We start from the raw sequence: 15927 nt of genomic DNA on the forward strand, positions 1-15927 counted from the left end.
ACGAGGTGCCGGCCACACAGCCGGCAGCCAAGCCAGAGTCCGATCCGATGCGGCCACGACCCCGCAGGGCTGCGCTCGGCCCTGTGCCGGGATTCGGTGAGAAATGGCTACGCACTGAGCCGCTGCGCGGCCCCGCGATGTCGAAAACCCACGCATGAACCCCCGATCTGTGCCCGATCTGTGCCCAAAGCGGCGCTTGCGCGGCCGCTTCCTACCCGCCAGACTCGCCAAAAAAGGGCGGTTGAACTTCCTATACCCACCTCTGGTGGGCAAAACCAACAAAGCTCGATAAATCCGCTGCCGTTTACTAGGGCCTGTTAACACATCCTCAGTCCATCAGCGACGAGCACGAAGCTGATGAAGCCCAGGAACATGAGGTCGAGTTTCTCGAACCGCGAGAAGATACGGCGATAGCCTTTGAGTCGACGGAACAACCGCTCCACCTCATTGCGGCGCTTGTACATCTCGCGGTCGTAGTCCCACGGTTCGATCCGCGTCTTCATTGGTGGCACCACCGGAATGAAACCCAGATCCAGTGCCAGCTGCCGTGTCTCGTTGCCTTCGTAGGCACGGTCCATCAACAAATGCACCGGTCTGCTGGTCGGCCCAAGACTGCTGAGCAGGCGCCGGCCTTCGGGTGCGTCGTGCGCCTGCCCAGGCGAGAGGCAAAACGTCACGGCCGTTCGAGCATCCGCGGCAACCATATGAATCTTGGTGTTCCATCCGCCTCGGGACTTTCCGATGGACTGCGGACTTTTTTTTAGTGCCCCTGTGCCGTCGGGATGGACCTTGATGCTTGTGGAGTCCAGCGAGACGGCTTCGATCCTGATACGCACGACTTGCGCACGCTGCAACTCCTCGAACATGCGATCCAGGACGCCAGCTTTGGTCCAGCGATTCATGCGCGTGTAAATCGTGTGCCAGTTGCCGAAGCGTTTGGGCAGTCCGCGCCACTTGCAACCATGTTCGGCCACATAGAGGATCGCATTGACCACCTGCAGATTGCTCAGGCTGACGTTGCCACGCTGCCTGGGCAGGCAGTGTTCAATGGTAGCGAATTGTTCGGGCGTGATCTCCATGTCGGAGATTTTCTGGCGCAATCGTCGCCGTCGCCATTAGTGTTAACACGCCCTAATGAAGCAGTCGGACCCAGTAACCCGGGGTGCAACGGCCGAACTGATTGACGAGCTGAGCTGCGGCATCACGCTTAGTCCCGAACCGACGCGCGTGGCAACGGAAGTGGCGCATTTCCTCCATGCGAATGTTGGGCACAGCGTTCATCCATTGGAACACTTGGTCTGGACCAAGGTCCCGTACATCCTGGGTGTCCAGCATCCAGTGGCCACAGCCTTCCCAGAGGATGAGCGACTCGTCATTCAGAAGGCGTTCTTCGACCACCTCTGGGAGGTTTCTTTATCGACGATGGTTGAGACCATCGGGGACGCTTGGCCGCCCGCCTCGCCATTCGTCGACATTGCCGATCGGCTGAATCGTGACAACGCGGCGCACGCTCCGTCGATGAAGAGCTTCGCGCAGGTCTATCGCGACGAGATTAATGGTGTCTTGGAACTCGCAGCTCCGATCGCCGCCGAGGTGCTGCACGACATGGCCGTGAAGTCGCTCGGCCTCGGCATCCAACCTTCAGCAGATGAGCGGGAAGGAATCACGAGGCAGTGTCTCGGCTTGCTACGGGCAGCAGTCCGGAAGCCAGTCGGTCGGCGTGCTCTGCGCACGCTGCAAGTTGGTGCTCTGTTGCATGCGGCGCTACGCTGGAATCGCACGCAGAAGCTGAATGCCAACGACATATTCGACTTTCATCATGCCGGCGCTGCGTTAGGCTACTGCGATGTCCTTTTGACGGACGGGCCTATGCACACGCTTCTGACGCAGCGGCACTTGAGCATCGAACGCGATTTCCCGTGCCGGGTCATGTCTTCCGTTGAAGAGGCAGCCACTTGGGTTCGGCATCGCATCGCATGATGGGTCGAAAGAAGCTCTCGTATGCGGAATCACAGCGCGAGGCGAGAGGATGAAGTTCGGCCCCTTGTTCGGTATGATTAAAGCTGATTGATGATGAGCCGATGCCGCGCAAACCCGCGCCAGGAAAGGGCGTGTTTCCCTGACGGTAAAAGCGGCGGTATGGGCCTATGTCGATCAAAGCCAAACCCTTTAACCACGCGGACTTGCGTGGCTTGTTGATGATCGAGTGGGAATAAGAAAAGGACCTTTGGGGCCTATCGCGTGCGTTCGTGAAGTGAGCTTGGTTGGGGGCGTCGACGGTAGACGTCTCCAGCTCGGACAGAATTTGTACGAGTAGAGGATAGCAAGTGACGCCCATTGTTCGGCCCCCCTGTCCGTCGTTCATGACACCATTTCTCGCGGATGCAGTACCCGATTCATTGTTTGACAGGCGCACGAGAGGAACTCACGAGCTCCCCGTGGGCCTCCAGAAAATCTTGGGTGCCCGGTACAGGGAGTTCCGCGACATCCTCAGTATTGTTTTCGTCGGGCAGTGCTGCTATTGCGAATCACCTCTAGGCGTTATTGCGGAGGGTGAAATAGAACTCTTTCGCCCCCGACGGACCAGCGACTCAAGCCCGAGCAGCCCCGCTGTGTATTCGCATCTTGCTGCCGACTGGCGCAACTTGTACCTCGCTTGCCCCACATGCAATCGCAACAAAGCGAGCCGCTTTCCTGTCTTGGGCGAGCGTGCCCAAGATGGAATGCCTTACGACGCCATCGTTCAGTTCGAGCGCCCTATGCTGCTCGATCCTTGCGATCCTTTCGATGCTCCTGACGATCACTTAGCATTTCTGCCGGACGGAGTAGTCGCCGGTCGGACCGAGCGCGGGATAGCCACTGTGGAGACGTTGGCTCTGAACCGCGCTGCGCTTGTCGAAGCTCGCCGGTCTGAAGCGAAGAGGTTCGTTGCCGCATCCGCAGCGGAGCGTTTGGAGAGAGCGTCGTCTCAGGGAGGCTATGCCGCAGTTTGGCGACAGTTGCTCCGCCGTGAATCCAATCAGACTTTTGTTCAAGAAAGTCTTGCGGCATCTGACGCCCAGAATGCTGCGAGTAAGAATCGCGCTGACGTCTCCACCGAGAAAGCACGCAACCTTGAGAACTACCGAGCCGTCCCGCGCTATATTGAGCGTGTCAGAATCGAGAACTTCGGCCCCATTCGTCTTCTGAACTTGGACTTGAGTCAATCTCAGTCAGCCAGGGCGCCGTGCTTTGCGTTGTTGGGCGAGAATGGCGTCGGCAAGAGCACGGTATTGCGCGCGATCGCCATGGCGTTGGCGGGCAAGAAATATGCAAAGCGACTTCGACTCACTAGCAAGGATTTCCTCTTCCCTAATACTTACAAGGGCGAAGTGAGGGTTTCCATAGTTGGACAGCCCGATATTGTGATGACCTTGCTTCGGAATCGGGCGATCGAGTTCAGCACGGACACGTCCCAATCGCTTGTCCTCGCCTATGGCGCGACCAGGCTGCTCCCGCGAGGTAGGCATAAGCCGCGACATGGTGAACCTCATGCCAAGATCGACAACCTTTTCGATCCCTTCATGCCGCTAACGGACGCCGAGGCTTGGCTTGCTGCGCTGGAACCAAAATGCGTGGAGGATGTCAACAAGGTGCTGCGTCGGTTGCTTCCCATCGAGAAGCATTTGGAAGTTGTGCGAGAAGTGGTGGGAGAAGGGTTGCGCGTTCAATTCACGGAAAATTCCGATCGTAAGATCAGTGAATTAAGTGATGGCTATCAATCAATGCTGGGCATGGCCGTCGACATCATGCAGGTGATGTATCTCGCGCATGAGTCCATGGAAGATGCACAGGGCGTAGTCCTTGTTGACGAACTCGGGAACCATTTTCACCCTGCTTGGCGATTGCGATGCGTTAGCGCTTTGCGCGAGGCCTTTCCGCAAATCCAGTTTATTTTCAGCACGCACGATCCGCTATGCCTGCGTGGGCTTCTCGGTGGAGAAGTGGCTGTACTTCGACGCGACAAACACGGAGAGATCTACGCTTTAGAAGATCTACCTTCCGTTAGTAATCTGCGCGTAGAACAGTTGCTTACTTCCGAGCATTTTGGGCTTCACAGTACTCTTGATCCAGTCATAGAGGACTTGGTCAAGGAGTACGAGGGCCTAATTCAGGTGAATGGTCGCAGCAAGTTGGATGAGAGCCGGCTGGATGAGATCATTCAAGAGTTGACCGATGCGCGCTACTTGGGGTCTTCGCGCAGAGAACGGCTAGCTCTGCGACTGCTGGATAACGAGGGGCCGCCCCAGATCCCACAAGTATCGTCGATCAAGGTGTCCAGCCTCTCTGATAACACGGTTGCGAAGCTTCGCAGGTTGATGATGGAGATTGCACCTGCGTTGGAGGTTCCTCTTGATCAAGATTGAACGTCCGAAGGGAAGTGCGCCGCCAAGTCTCGCCAAGGCTGCAGCCAAAGAGCTCAGGGCGAATCTCGTTGCCTTAAAGAAGAATGAGAAGCTGACTTTTACAGCGTACTCTACGGCAGAATCTAGGAGGGCGCTGGATCAGGTTTTTGGACGAAAGTGCGTGTACTGCGAGTCGCTTTTGGCGGGGACGCAGTCTGGCGACATCGAACACTATCGTCCAAAGGGAAAGGTCATCGTAAAGGACTCCACTACGGGTGCCCCCACTAAATTACCTGGGTATTTCTGGTTGGCAGGGAAGTGGTCCAACTTGCTGCTTTCCTGTGCAGACTGCAACCGTCCGCGGACCCAGCTGGACTACGACGAGGTTGGGAGAGTCATCGGCAAGGCTAATTTTTTTCCCGTCGCCGATGAGTCTTGCCGCGCATCGGGGCCGAAAGGAATGGTGCAGGAGGATGCGCTGTTGCTGAACCCTACCTTGGATGATCCGAATGACCATTTGGAGTTCAGAGCCGACGGTCGCATAGAACCTGTTGTGATTAACGGCGTTCCAAGTCAGAAGGGCTTGGCGACGATTCACCACTGCGGCCTTGCTCGGCTAGAGCTTCTTCAGATGCGGGCCCGACATCGAAGAATCGTGATGGCCGCTATTCGTCACACCGTTGCGGCGCTCGAGGCGGGGCTAGAGCCCGGCGCAGACTTAGACGATCTCGTGGGCTTTCTTGAGCCTAAGGAAGCTTACGTGGCCCTGACACGGTCGCTGGTACGAGAGCACATGGGGCCATTCCTGCAGTCTTTGGGGCTTGACCAATTGCTGTGAATGAGCCGAGAAGCGTTGCCGCAGAATTTTTTGCAGCGTGCCCACTGTGCCACTCTGGGCGGGCTCGAGAAGATGGTCCTGAGCACACTGTAGCCCTGGAGTCAGGCGACGATTGGGACGCACCGTGTAATCGACTACGGGTGCGAAAGTATCTACATTTCGAAAGGATGTCCAAACTGCTCGGTTTCATTAATTTAGTTTTCTTCTGGCAAGATCCTGTGGAAAAACTCACGACGAGCTAGCTGGAATCTCTCCACTGCCTTGATCGCAAACTCCGCGGATAGCGGAGTGCGAATGAGTCGAGCGGACTAGGCGTGGGACGCGGTTGTTTGTTCTCGCTGTTCTCGTCCGAGATTCTAGTCGGACCAGTGTTTAGCTAAATCAAAGGACACCTTCTGGTGGTGTCGGATGGAAAGCATATACACCGTGCTCTCAGTGATTGCGTACAGCATCACGTATTGGGACATCATGTACTCCCGAATGTCGCCGTCAGGCGCAAGGCTGTCCAGTCGGTTGCGCAATCTGGAGCTGGCCTGAGTTGTCTCGACCGATCGGATGGGGCGGCTTAGGAACGACCGCCCCATCAGCGGAAATCGCTCCAGGTTTGGGACTACCCTGTCCGTCAGGTCTTCCAGCAGTGCATCAAATGCATCCGGTGCATCGTTCTGCACGAAGAATGCGCGGATCTCTTCAAGGCTGCGCTCGAAGTTTGCGGTTAGTTTGACGACAAGAAGCTCAGTCACGACGACGCCGTTTCAGGCTTTCAAGTGCGCTGCGGGCGTCCTTAACGTTCCCGGCGGCAATGTCTGCGAGGCCCTTTTCCGTGTCCTCAAGCAGGAGAAGGTGGATACGCTCGCGTTCCAACTGGTGGTAATAGTCGAGACGCCGCGCGTCGATGATGGCGACGTAGCTCTCGCCATTCTTGGTTACGATTTTTTCGGCGCCGGCTTTTACCTGGTCCGCCAGTTCCGAAAGGTTTGCGCGGGCTTGCGACAGTGGAATCACGTCGCGGGCTGAAACGGCCATGGGTTGACTCTCTGGCAGCGAGTGGGTGTGCCAAAAAGTGTACAGAATTCGCGCGTTCTTTGTTCTCGTTCAGTTGACCCGATAGCCTACCTACTAGTAGAGTAGGCTCATGACGCCCGACCTGTCCCCCAAAGCCACCGAGATCGTCACCCATGCCCGCCAGTTGCTGGAAGCAGGGGGCTACAACGGCTTCAGCTATGCCGACATCTCCGCGCGTGTCGGCATCAGCAAGGCAAGCATCCACCACCACTTTCCCAGCAAGGCCGACTTGGTCCGCACGGTAGTGGAGCTGTATCGCGCCGAGGCCCGCGAAGGATTGGCGATGCTGGACCGGCAGTTGAACGATCCGCTCAAGGAGCTCAATGCTTACGTGGATTACTGGTCAAGCTGCATCGGGGGCGGCACATCGTCGTTGTGCATCTGCGCGATGTTGGCGGCGGAGTCTCCGTTGATTCCCTTGGAGATCTCCGAGCAGGTACGCGGGCATTTCGAGGATCTCAGTGGCTGGCTGGAGAGCACGCTGGAGAAAGGGATCGCCCTAGGGCAGTTCCGACTGCAGGGCGCGCCTGCCGACGAGGCGAAGGCGTTCATGGCATCCGTGCATGGCGCGATGCTGGCCGCTCGTGGTTTTGGCGATGCGCAGACGTTCGAGGCGCTGGCTCGGCTGTGCGTTGCCAGGCTGACTCCCGCGCACTGAGTTGTTGCGGCACCAGGGCCTGCAGCGCGCAGGCCTTTTTCTCGACCATTCACTCTACCTACTAGTAGATATACTTTGGAGCAAGCCCATGGCTCAACCCCTTTCCGTTCTCGGCGCGCTGCACACAGCGATCAGCCTGGTTCCCGTGATCGCCGGCCTGTATGGGTTTGCGCGGCACGGGACGATTGATCCAGCCAGACGCTCAGGGAAGCTGTACCTGGGTGGCTTGGTGCTGGCTGTCGCCAGCTCCTTCACCGTGTCGAGTACCGGTGGGCTCAATCCGGGTCACGCTTTCGGCATCGTGGTGTTGTTGGTGGCGTTCGGTGGGCTGCTGGTCAACCGACTGCGGTTCTTTGGAAGGCTCAGGCCTTACCTGTCCACGTTTGCGCTGTCGTTGAGCTTCCTGCTCGGGCTGGTACCTGCGATCAATGAATCGCTGACCCGACTGCCTGTGTCGCATCCCTTGGCGTCGGCGCCGATGGCGCCGGTGGTGCTGCAGTCGCTGTTGGGCTGTCTGGTGGTGTTCGTGATCGGGTTCGCTGCGCAATGCTGGATGCTGCGTGCGCGCAGCCGAAACGCGCGGTAGCGCCGGGCTCTGCCCGGCACGTTGGAGCCGGGCAGAGCCCGGCTCTACGTCCGCTGCTACCAGCGAGCCTCCAGCGAATGGAACGGCTTGTCGATGAGCACGCTCTTGTCGTCGAAGTCCTTCACCGCGCGTCCATCCACCCGTACTTCGCTCGGCTTCGTGCGGCTGGGCCACCAGACCCGCACCGCCGTGTCCTTGCGCAGTCCCTTGCCGAGTGTGACGTGCAGCGTGCCGTCGCGGTCGTTCGCCTCCATCTGCAACGTACCGAACGCCGTCGGCAGCCGCTCCACCGCCAGACCCTCGCCTACCAGCCACGACTTCGGCGTGCCCGGCAGCAGCGACAACGCATCATCGTCTTCGCGCATCAACATGCCGAACAACGTGCGGCCGTACTCCGCGCCGATCCACGTATGCGGCATGTCGCCCAGGTAACGCGGGAAACGCAGCCGCGAATGCACCACTTCGGCCAGTACCTGCCATTCCAGCGGGCGGCGGTCGTGCAGCAGGCCCTGCAGCAGCTCGTTGGCCGCTTCCGGCTGGTCCAGGTGCACGTAGCTGAGCACGTTGCGGATTTCATAGGGCGTGTAGGCATACAGCGCATCGGGCTGGTTGCGCTTACGCACGTCGTCCAGGTAGCGGGCGAAGGTGGTGCGCAGCGCCTGTTCCGGCAGCACGTCCTGCGCGCCGGTGGGGTCCAGTGCGATCGACACGCCGGTGGGGTCGCCATCGCCCAGGTCTGCGGAGGAAGGTATGAAGTCGATGCCCTTCCACGCCATGGTGGCGCGGATCGAGGCGGCCAGCGCATCGTGCAGGGCACGGTACTGTTCGCGCGCCCACGCCGCGGTTTCGTGATCGCCCAGCGATTCGGCCAGCCACGCGCCGTCGTGCCAGCCCTTCAGGCCCCAGTAGTCGTCCCAATAGCTGTGGGTCGGCGCGGGATAACCCTCATGGCTGATCGATGGCGCCAGGATGCCGGCGAAGCGCTCCGGCGCGGGCTGGTTGGCCATGTAGCCGGGCACCAGCGTGCGCTCGCGCAGCTCCTGCAGGAAGCGCAGTGCGGCTTTCACCTTGGGCAGGTAGGCGCGCACCGATTCCGGTCCGCCGTCGAGCCGGGCGACGTCGGCCACCAGCGCCACGTACTGGCCCTGGCTGTCGTACTCGATGTCCGAACCGAAACCGGTGTTGACGCTGCCGTCGTTGTTGAGGATCGGGGAGACCAGGCCGTTGTCATGCACACCGTGCCCGGTGTACCAGTCCAGGTAGTCGCGCGCGATCTTCGACTCGCCCATGCGCAGCAGCACCGCCGAGGTGGCCATGCCGTCGCGGATGAAGGAGCGGTTGTAGTTGCGTGGACCGGGCTGCATGGCCGGGCCGGTCTGGTTGATCAGCATGTAAGCGGCCTGCGCGCGCAGCATGTCCACCAGCGAGGGATCGGGCAGGCGCAGCCCGACCTGGCCGAGGCGCGCCTGCCAGTCGTTGGCGGCGCGGCTGGCCAGCTTGTCAAAGGTGGCATCCGCATCGGCGGTATCCAGCACGAGCGCTGGGGCTTCCGGCAGCACCCCGTGCGCGTCGGCCGGCGCGGTGCCGAGCGGGAACGCCACCACCACCGACTGGCTGGCGCCCGGTGCGAGCTGGATGCGGTAGGCGAGGGCGGCTGACGCCAGGCCCTCTGGATCGTCCGCCTGCTGCGCACGGGGCAACTGACCCGCTGCGACGGCGGCGGTGATTTCGGTGCTGCCATCGGGACCGAACGCGGCCGCGCCGGCGCTTTCTATCGGGGTGAGCGAAAGCAGCAGCGTGCGCTGGTTGACCCGCACCGCGTTGTCCGCGACCTCGATGCTGCGGATCGGCGACAACCCACCGTTCTGCCACGGCGGATTCATCTGCATCGGCCGCACCACCAGGTTGAAGGTGCCATCCACCGGCGCGCCGCCGCTGTTGTGCAGGCGATGGCGGACCAGGGTGACCGGTTGCCCGTCCAGTTCCACTGCGAACGCTTCACTGCGCAGTTCGAGCCCGGCTTGCGGTTGCCAGGTGGCAGACGGCATCGGCTTCCAGCCATCGCGCAGTGCGTGCTGCACCGACTGGCTGGCCGCTGCAGCGGTGGTGCCGTCGGTACTGCGCCAGATCGGCTGCACCAGCGGCGCGCCCTTGAAGGCTTCGATGTTGCCGTGCTCGTCGAAGATCGACTTCTGCAGGCCGCCATGCACGCCCACGGCGGTCCAGTAGGTCTGCTGCAGGTGCAGGGAGGCCGGGAACAACGCGCGGTCCGCGCCACTGGCAGCGATCTGGTAGCGCTTCATCGGGGTCATGACCGCAGCGGGACCGAGCAGGCGCACGCGGGCGATCTTCGGCGCGTCGCCGTCGACCTGCAGGCGCAGGGCGTGCGCGGTCACCGGCGCGCTGCCGGCCAGCCAGCTCTGCTGGCGGCTGCCGGCCTGCGGGTCGTGTGCAAGGTCGGTCCATTTCCCCTGGGCATCCTGCGCCTGCAGGCGCGCGGCGCCGTGCGCACCGGCCCATTCAACCACCAGGCCGGTAGTAGGCAGCGCGTGCGGCAATGCGATGTCGAGTACGTGGCCGCCGGCCTTGTCGGCGGGAATGGCGATGGCGCCGCCGCCTTGCCACAGCGCCGCTGCCTGGGTCGCATCCAGTCCGGCAACGCGCAGGCCGGTCCGCGCATCCAGCGGCTCCAGTTCGAAGATGGACACGCCCCAGTCGGAGGTGCGCTCGGGGCTGGCCAGGCGCAGGTAGCGGGCCTGGCGCGGGGCGAAGGACACGGTTTCGATGCCACCCAGCGAATCGCGCATGGTGTACGCGGTCTGCCACTGCGTTCCGTCCAGCGAGGTCTGCAGGCTGTAGCCCTCGGGATTGGAGACATCCCAGGTCACGCGCGCGCCGGTGAGAGTAGTGGGCTGCCCCATGTCGATCTGGAACCAGTGTCCGGGGCTGAAGGCGCCGCCGGTGACGGTCTTGGGGTCGTTATCGATCAGGTGACCGATGGCCATGGCCGCGACCTGCTGGGAGGAACTGCTGGCCTTCCACGCCGACCGGGGCGGAAGGTCCTGGGCGAAGCCCGACGACGCCAGGAACAGGCCAAGTGCGGAAAACAACAGCGTACGGCGAACTACATGCAAGCCCATCGAAACAACCTCGTACTCGTGCCTCGCCAGTGAGGCGGGGCAACCCTAGCAGGGGATGTAATCGGTTACATGACGCAGTGCAGTATGCGGCCGGGTCCCCCGTCGCCGGACGGCCCGGTTGACGAATCGTCAGGTGCCGCATGCCTTGACTTGACAGGCTGCCCGTTCAGCAACGCATCGCTCCCGCCCACACTGGCAACTGAAGTCACGGCCTGCCGGCTGATGACGCAATCGGTCCACTTTTGGGGTAATCACATGATCAGCATTCCAGTTTCAGACACCTCGCACGCCCGCCTGTCCCGCGCTTCGCGCTGGTTGTGCAGCATCGGCTATGCCGTGCTGGCCGTGTTCTTCGCCTGGTCGGCACTGAGCGGGCACCGTGATGCGGAAGCCATCCTCAAGGATGCCGTCACCGTGCAGGCGCCGGTGCAGGTCGACCACATCGAAGAGAAACGTCGCAAGGGCAGGGTCTCCTACCAGTACCAGTTCCGTTACGACTTCGAAGCCAACGGCGTTACCCATACCGGCAACTTCTCCACCTCCGAAGACAATGCCGCGCCGTACCTGGGCGACGAACCGCAGGTCACCGTGGCATACGCGCGTGCCGATCCGTCTCACTTCGAGCGGCTGGACCGCCTGGAAGGCCAGAAGAGCCTGGGCTCGGTGCTGGGGCGGGTGATCGTGGCGCTGGGCATGCTGGCGATCCTGGCCTTCATCGTGCACCTGCTGCTGACCCGCAAGCTGTTCGTGCGTCAGACCCCAGCCGTCCCGGCCGGCTGAGCCGGGAGACTGTCGTGGCCGGTACGCATGTGGTTGACAGTCCAAGCGGTCACGGTAGGGTGTGCGGCTCACTCCCTTTCTGGTCGTTTCCCATGCCTGCCCTGGACTTCGCGGACCTGCTGTCCCGGCACATGCGGCGGATCCGCGCCAGCGCGGGTGGGGTGGCCTCGGAGATCGGGATCAGCCGTGAGGCGGTCAACAACTGGCGGGCCGGCACCTCGCGACCCAGCCGGCGCCATCGCGACCGCGTGCTGGCCTGTGCCAACTACCTGCGGCTGACCGAAATCGAGTGCAACGCGTTGCTGCAGTCGGCCGGCTTTGAACCGGAATTTCCGGTGGAGCCGGCCGCCACGGCGGTCAACGAAGGGCAGGCGGCGCCACCGGTACTGGTGCCGCCGACCGTCACCCGGTTGTTCGACCGGCTGCAGGCGCTGCGGCCGTATCCGGTCAGCCTGCTGCTGACCCAGGCGCACTGGGGCCAGCCGCCCGAGCGCGCGGCGATCCTGGCCGAGGCGGCCATGCGCTATGGAAAAGAGCGGGTGCTGCACCTGCAGCCCCCGTTCCGCGCCGGCGAGGGCGACCAGGATTACTTCGCGCTGCTGGCCGCGCAATGCGGGTTGGACGGCGTGTCGTCCGATGCCAGCTTCGAAATGTCGCTGGCGCGCCTGCTGCAGCAGCCGGGCCCCTTGTTCTGCCTGGTCAGCCGCTTCGAGCAGGGCGCGCCCGAACCGCGCGATGTGCTCGCCGGAATCCTGCGCAGCCTCAGCGAAATGTACAGCGGCAAGCTGCACCTGTTGATCTGCGGCGGCGCTGCATTGGCAGACCTCAAGTACCAGGGCGGCGATCTCTCGCTGCTCAATATCGCCGCCACCGAAAGCTGGCCGGAACTGGGCGTGGACGATCTGCGCCGGGGTGCGGTCGATGCGACCGAGGCCACGCTCATGCGTGCGCTGCATCTTTCCGGTGGACATCCCCTGCTGGCCCAGGCGGCGCTGGTGCTGCTGGCCGACGCCAGCCTCGACGATGCGGCGATCACCGAAACCCTGTCCACCCATCCGCGGCTGTGGGAAGCGCTGGTGCCGTTGCTGCGCGACCCGGCCACCCGCGCCACGGTGGAAGGCTGGCTGGCGCGCCCCACGCTGGGACCGGCACGCCCCTACCTGGCCGATCCACTGTTGCGCCAACTGTACTGGAGCAACCTGCTGGCGGCCCGCGTGCACCCGCACGGCGCCTGCCTGGAGTGGCGCTGCGACGCGATCCGCCGCGCGGTGCACCAGGTGATCGAAGGGCTGGAGGCGCAACCGGCATGATGACCTTGCCGCGCAGGTCGCTCGGTGTGGGCGTGCCATTGCTGCTGGTGATCGGGCTCACCTGGTTCGTCGGCAGCTACCTGTTCGTGCCGTGGCTCAACCCGGTCCAGCTGTGGCGCATGCAGCGCGACGGCGAAAGCATGATGCTGATGCAGCGGGCAAACATCGACATGATGTTCCTGCGCGAAGAAGCGCTGTCGTACTGGCTGCAGCATGAAACCTGGCCGAGCGAGGTCGCAGTGCCCGGCGTGCACGACCCGGCCGAGACGCTGGTGGAGGCCGAGCTGCCGCGCCCGTGGGTGCTGCGGCTGCGCTTCACCGATCGTTTCCCGGCCAACAGCGGACTGGGCGGCACGGTGATCGAGCAGACCCTGGAACCCAGCACCCAGTACTGGCGCTGTCGTCCGGGCACTCCGGCGCCGCCCGCGCGGTGGTTGCCGCCCAACTGCCGCGCTCAGGAGCCCTGGACCATCGTGCAGTGGTTGTCGCTGCTGCTGGGCGGTTCGGTGCTCGGGTTGGCCGCGCTCGGCCTGCTCTGGTACTGGGTGCGGCCGGCCGTGGCCGCGATCATCGCCGAGCCGAAACTGCTGTTCGAGCAGCCGCTGCAGGGCCTGCCTGCCATCGATCGCCAGCTGGGCTGGCTGCGTCTGCGCGAACGCGTGCTGGCCGGCGCCGGCATCGCCACGGTGCGTTGGCGCGACGCGCTGCGCCAGGTGCACGCAGCGCCCGGCACGCGCGCGCTGCAGCTGGCGGCACGGATCGGCGCGGTCGATGCGCCGGCACCGGGCTGGTCGCTGCCCGGACTGGTACGCGAGTGGACCCTGCCGGATACGCTGCCGCTGGCGCTGGAGCGGTTGTGGCTGTACCAGCCCGACCCGGCACTGGGGGCCGATGCGATCGTGCAGGCGCTGCGCGGCATGCCCAACGGCCAGGACGTGGTGCTGGTGGTCAGTCCTTCGCTGGCCGCAGAGCCCGAGCTCGTGGCCCATGCCAACGACCCGGCAAACCTGTGCGTGTGCCTGGAACAGGCCGCGCAGACGCGCTGGCTGCTGCAGCCAGGCGCGCTGGACGCGCTGGTCGACCTGCTCGCAAGCCAGCTGCGGGTGACCCGCATTTCGCCGTACCAGACCCACGGCGGCATCACGCGGCCGGGGGCGTTCTTCGGCCGCGAATCGCTGCTGGCGCGCGTGCTCAATCGCGAACCGGGCAACTACCTGCTGGTGGGCGGGCGCCAGCTCGGCAAGACCAGCCTGATGAAGGCCATCGAGCGGCGCTTTGCCGGCCACCCGCGCGTGCACTGCGTGTACCTGTCGCTGCGCGACCACCGCCTGACCATGCGCCTGGCGATGGAGCTGGGCATGGCCGAGGACACCGGCATCGATGCACTGGTGGCCGAGCTGTCCGCCCGCGCGGCCGGTCGCGGCCTGTTGCTGCTGATCGACGAGACCGATCTGTTCCTGCGCGCCGAGGCCGCGCAGGGCTACCCGCAGTTGCTGGCGCTGCGCGCGCTGAGCGAAGAAGGGCGCTGCCACTTCATGCTGGCCGGGTTCTGGGATCTGTACGAAGCGGTCACCCTGGACTTCGCGTCGCCGCTGCGAAATTTCGGCGACGTCATCCACGTCGGCAGCCTGGAGGAAGACGCCTGCCGGGCCCTGGCGACCGTACCGATGGCCCGGTTGGGCGTGCATTACGCCAGTCCGGACCTGCCGAACCGACTGGTGGCCGCATGCGGGCATCGCGCCAACCTGGTGGCGATTACCTGCCAGCAGCTGCTCAGCCAGCTCGGGCGCGGCCAGCGGGTGCTGGACGCCAGGCAGGTGCATGCGGCGCTGGTCAGCGAGCCGGTGATCGACGCGCTGGCCGGCTGGGCACGGCTGAGTCCGGATCCGGCGGCGTGCCGGATCGACCGCATCGTGGTCTACCAGGTGGCGACCGCGCAGCTTGCGGCCAGCGGCGAGCGTGGAATCACGCTGGTAGAGCTGCTGGCCACCTTCGATGCTGCTGGCGTGCGCATTGATCCGGAGCAGGTGCGGCACGCGCTGGCGCGGCTGCAGCTGGCGTATGTGATACGGCGCGAGGCGGATGGGTTGCCGTTTGTCTTTGCGGTGCCGGTGTTTGTTACGCAGTTCCAGCGTGAGGAGGTGCAAGCGTTGTTGCAGCGTGAGTTGCAGGCTATGGGGGCTGTGGCCGCGATTAAGTGATGCCTGGAGCCGGCCGGCGGCCGGCACTACCGTGTTCGGCCGAGCGGTTACTCGCCGGGTTTTGCGGCCGCGCTGGCGGCTTCGGAGGCGGCGCGGCGGACCAGCACGGCTTCACGGTGGGCGATGTAGGCGTTGGCGCCGAGGATGATGCCGGCGCCGATCACGGTCCAGCGGTCCAGGGTCTCGCCGAACAGCAGCCAGCCCAGCACCGCCACCAGCGGCAGCTGCATGAAGCTGATCGGGGTCAGCGCGGAGACTTCGCCCAGGCGCAGCGCACGCGTCCACATCAACTGGCCCAGCGTGCCGAGCACGCCCGTGGCGATCAGCCACATCCACCCGGTGCTGTTCGGCCAGACCCAGACGAACAGGGCCGGCACCAGCGACATCGGCACCCAGAAGGCGTAGGTGTAGAACACCACCGTGTCGGCGCCATCGACGCGGGTGAGCTGCTTGATCTGGATCGCGACCAGCGAGCTCAACACCGCCGCCAGGACCGCCACCAGCAGGCCCGGACTGAACGACTCCGCGCCAGGACGCACGATGATCAGCACGCCGATGAAGCCGCAGACCACTGCGGCCCAGCGGCGCAGGCGCACGGTTTCGCCCAGGAACAGGACGGCGGCGACGGTTACGAACAGCGGCGTGGAGTACGACAGCGAGATCGCCTGCGAGATCGGCAGGTGGCCGATCGCCCAGAACGCGCACAACATCGAGGCCAGCCCGATCAGGCTGCGCACGAAGTAGCGCGGCAGCTGCCGGGTGCGGAACGGTGAACTGCCCGGGCGCAGCAGGAACGGCAGCAGGGCGACCAGGCCGAACGCGTTGCGGAAGAACGCCACTTCCTGGGTCGGTACGTGCCGCGTGGCATAGCGGATGGCGATCGCCATCAGGCCGAATGCCATCGTGCTGCCGAACATCAGCAGCGCCGCACGCATCGGCGTCGGCGCGGGCAGGGCAAGCGGCG

At 63.7% G+C, this 15927-nt stretch carries 13 protein-coding genes; 8 read left to right on the forward strand and 5 right to left on the reverse strand.

The features are described from left to right. Window positions 1-317: 317 nt before the first annotated feature. Window positions 318-1079 carry an IS5 family transposase gene (locus tag HGB51_RS00005; RefSeq protein ID WP_137138293.1) on the reverse strand — a complete coding sequence of 254 codons (762 nt, stop codon included), beginning with the start codon at window positions 1077-1079 and terminating at the stop codon, window positions 318-320. A gap of 55 nt (window positions 1080-1134) precedes the next feature. Here HGB51_RS00005 and HGB51_RS00010 point away from each other — a divergent pair, with 55 nt between their 5' ends. The 3 genes from HGB51_RS00010 to HGB51_RS00020 all read left to right on the forward strand — a co-directional run bounded on the left by HGB51_RS00010 (window position 1135) and on the right by HGB51_RS00020 (window position 5223). Beyond that, entirely contained in the window at window positions 1135-1980 is an 846-nt protein-coding gene (locus tag HGB51_RS00010) for a hypothetical protein (protein WP_052914393.1), read from the forward strand. A gap of 458 nt (window positions 1981-2438) precedes the next feature. Then, window positions 2439-4406: an AAA family ATPase gene (locus tag HGB51_RS00015; protein ID WP_171966691.1), complete on the forward strand. Its 1968-nt coding sequence runs from the start codon at window positions 2439-2441 to the stop codon at window positions 4404-4406. Beyond that, window positions 4393-5223, forward strand: a complete 831-nt coding sequence (locus HGB51_RS00020; RefSeq protein WP_141739119.1) for an HNH endonuclease family protein — start codon at window positions 4393-4395, stop codon at window positions 5221-5223. The genes HGB51_RS00015 and HGB51_RS00020 overlap by 14 nt, the downstream gene beginning before the upstream one ends. A 356-nt stretch (window positions 5224-5579) precedes the next feature. Here the strand turns inward: HGB51_RS00020 and HGB51_RS00025 are convergent, their stop codons facing one another. Next, window positions 5580-5966: a type II toxin-antitoxin system RelE/ParE family toxin gene (locus HGB51_RS00025; RefSeq protein WP_070207738.1), complete on the reverse strand. Its 387-nt coding sequence runs from the start codon at window positions 5964-5966 to the stop codon at window positions 5580-5582. Continuing rightward, complete coding sequence (locus HGB51_RS00030) at window positions 5959-6249, reverse strand: type II toxin-antitoxin system Phd/YefM family antitoxin (protein WP_070207737.1); 291 nt, start codon at window positions 6247-6249, stop codon at window positions 5959-5961. The genes HGB51_RS00025 and HGB51_RS00030 overlap by 8 nt, the downstream gene beginning before the upstream one ends. A gap of 109 nt (window positions 6250-6358) precedes the next feature. Here HGB51_RS00030 and HGB51_RS00035 point away from each other — a divergent pair, with 109 nt between their 5' ends. Together HGB51_RS00035 and HGB51_RS00040 are read left to right on the forward strand one after the other, a co-directional pair. After that, window positions 6359-6946, forward strand: a complete 588-nt coding sequence (locus HGB51_RS00035; protein WP_070207736.1) for a TetR/AcrR family transcriptional regulator — start codon at window positions 6359-6361, stop codon at window positions 6944-6946. 88 nt (window positions 6947-7034) lie between these two features. After that, window positions 7035-7532: a hypothetical protein gene (locus HGB51_RS00040; protein ID WP_070207744.1), complete on the forward strand. Its 498-nt coding sequence runs from the start codon at window positions 7035-7037 to the stop codon at window positions 7530-7532. Between the two features lie 56 nt (window positions 7533-7588). Here the strand turns inward: HGB51_RS00040 and HGB51_RS00045 are convergent, their stop codons facing one another. After that, complete coding sequence (locus HGB51_RS00045) at window positions 7589-10672, reverse strand: galactose-binding domain-containing protein (protein ID WP_070207735.1); 3084 nt, start codon at window positions 10670-10672, stop codon at window positions 7589-7591. Window positions 10673-10927: 255 nt separating this feature from the next. Here HGB51_RS00045 and HGB51_RS00050 point away from each other — a divergent pair, with 255 nt between their 5' ends. The 3 genes from HGB51_RS00050 (at window position 10928) to HGB51_RS00060 (ending at window position 14963) form a co-directional block, all read left to right on the forward strand. Beyond that, window positions 10928-11452 carry a DUF3592 domain-containing protein gene (locus HGB51_RS00050; RefSeq protein ID WP_070207734.1) on the forward strand — a complete coding sequence of 175 codons (525 nt, stop codon included), beginning with the start codon at window positions 10928-10930 and terminating at the stop codon, window positions 11450-11452. Between the two features lie 92 nt (window positions 11453-11544). After that, window positions 11545-12762 (forward strand): hypothetical protein, encoded by a 1218-nt coding sequence (locus HGB51_RS00055; protein WP_070207733.1) that lies wholly within the window; start codon window positions 11545-11547, stop codon window positions 12760-12762. Further along, window positions 12759-14963, forward strand: coding sequence for a P-loop NTPase family protein (locus tag HGB51_RS00060; protein ID WP_070207732.1), 2205 nt, complete (start codon window positions 12759-12761; stop codon window positions 14961-14963). Before HGB51_RS00055 ends, HGB51_RS00060 begins: the two co-directional genes overlap by 4 nt. 47 nt (window positions 14964-15010) lie before the next feature. On the opposite strand, the gene HGB51_RS00065 is transcribed toward HGB51_RS00060, so the two are convergent. Continuing rightward, window positions 15011-15898, reverse strand: coding sequence for a DMT family transporter (locus HGB51_RS00065; protein ID WP_070207743.1), 888 nt, complete (start codon window positions 15896-15898; stop codon window positions 15011-15013). Window positions 15899-15927: the final 29 nt, after the last annotated feature.

Origin of the sequence: Stenotrophomonas bentonitica, assembly GCF_013185915.1 — a bacterium.
Classification (GTDB): domain Bacteria; phylum Pseudomonadota; class Gammaproteobacteria; order Xanthomonadales; family Xanthomonadaceae; genus Stenotrophomonas; species Stenotrophomonas bentonitica.

Bases quoted from the DNA above. Each gene is read 5' to 3' on its own strand.
- HGB51_RS00010 (WP_052914393.1), top strand. From the start codon at position 1,135: ATGAAGCAGTCGGACCCAGTAACCCGGGGTGCAACGGCCGAACTGATT.
- HGB51_RS00055 (WP_070207733.1), top strand. From the start codon at position 11,545: ATGCCTGCCCTGGACTTCGCGGACCTGCTGTCCCGGCACATGCGGCGG.
- HGB51_RS00060 (WP_070207732.1), top strand. From the start codon at position 12,759: ATGATGACCTTGCCGCGCAGGTCGCTCGGTGTGGGCGTGCCATTGCTG.
- HGB51_RS00035 (WP_070207736.1), top strand. From the start codon at position 6,359: ATGACGCCCGACCTGTCCCCCAAAGCCACCGAGATCGTCACCCATGCC.
- HGB51_RS00040 (WP_070207744.1), top strand. From the start codon at position 7,035: ATGGCTCAACCCCTTTCCGTTCTCGGCGCGCTGCACACAGCGATCAGC.
- HGB51_RS00005 (WP_137138293.1), bottom strand. From the start codon at position 1,079: ATGGAGATCACGCCCGAACAATTCGCTACCATTGAACACTGCCTGCCC.
- HGB51_RS00065 (WP_070207743.1), bottom strand. From the start codon at position 15,898: ATGCGTGCGGCGCTGCTGATGTTCGGCAGCACGATGGCATTCGGCCTG.
- HGB51_RS00045 (WP_070207735.1), bottom strand. From the start codon at position 10,672: ATGGGCTTGCATGTAGTTCGCCGTACGCTGTTGTTTTCCGCACTTGGC.
- HGB51_RS00050 (WP_070207734.1), top strand. From the start codon at position 10,928: ATGATCAGCATTCCAGTTTCAGACACCTCGCACGCCCGCCTGTCCCGC.
- HGB51_RS00030 (WP_070207737.1), bottom strand. From the start codon at position 6,249: ATGGCCGTTTCAGCCCGCGACGTGATTCCACTGTCGCAAGCCCGCGCA.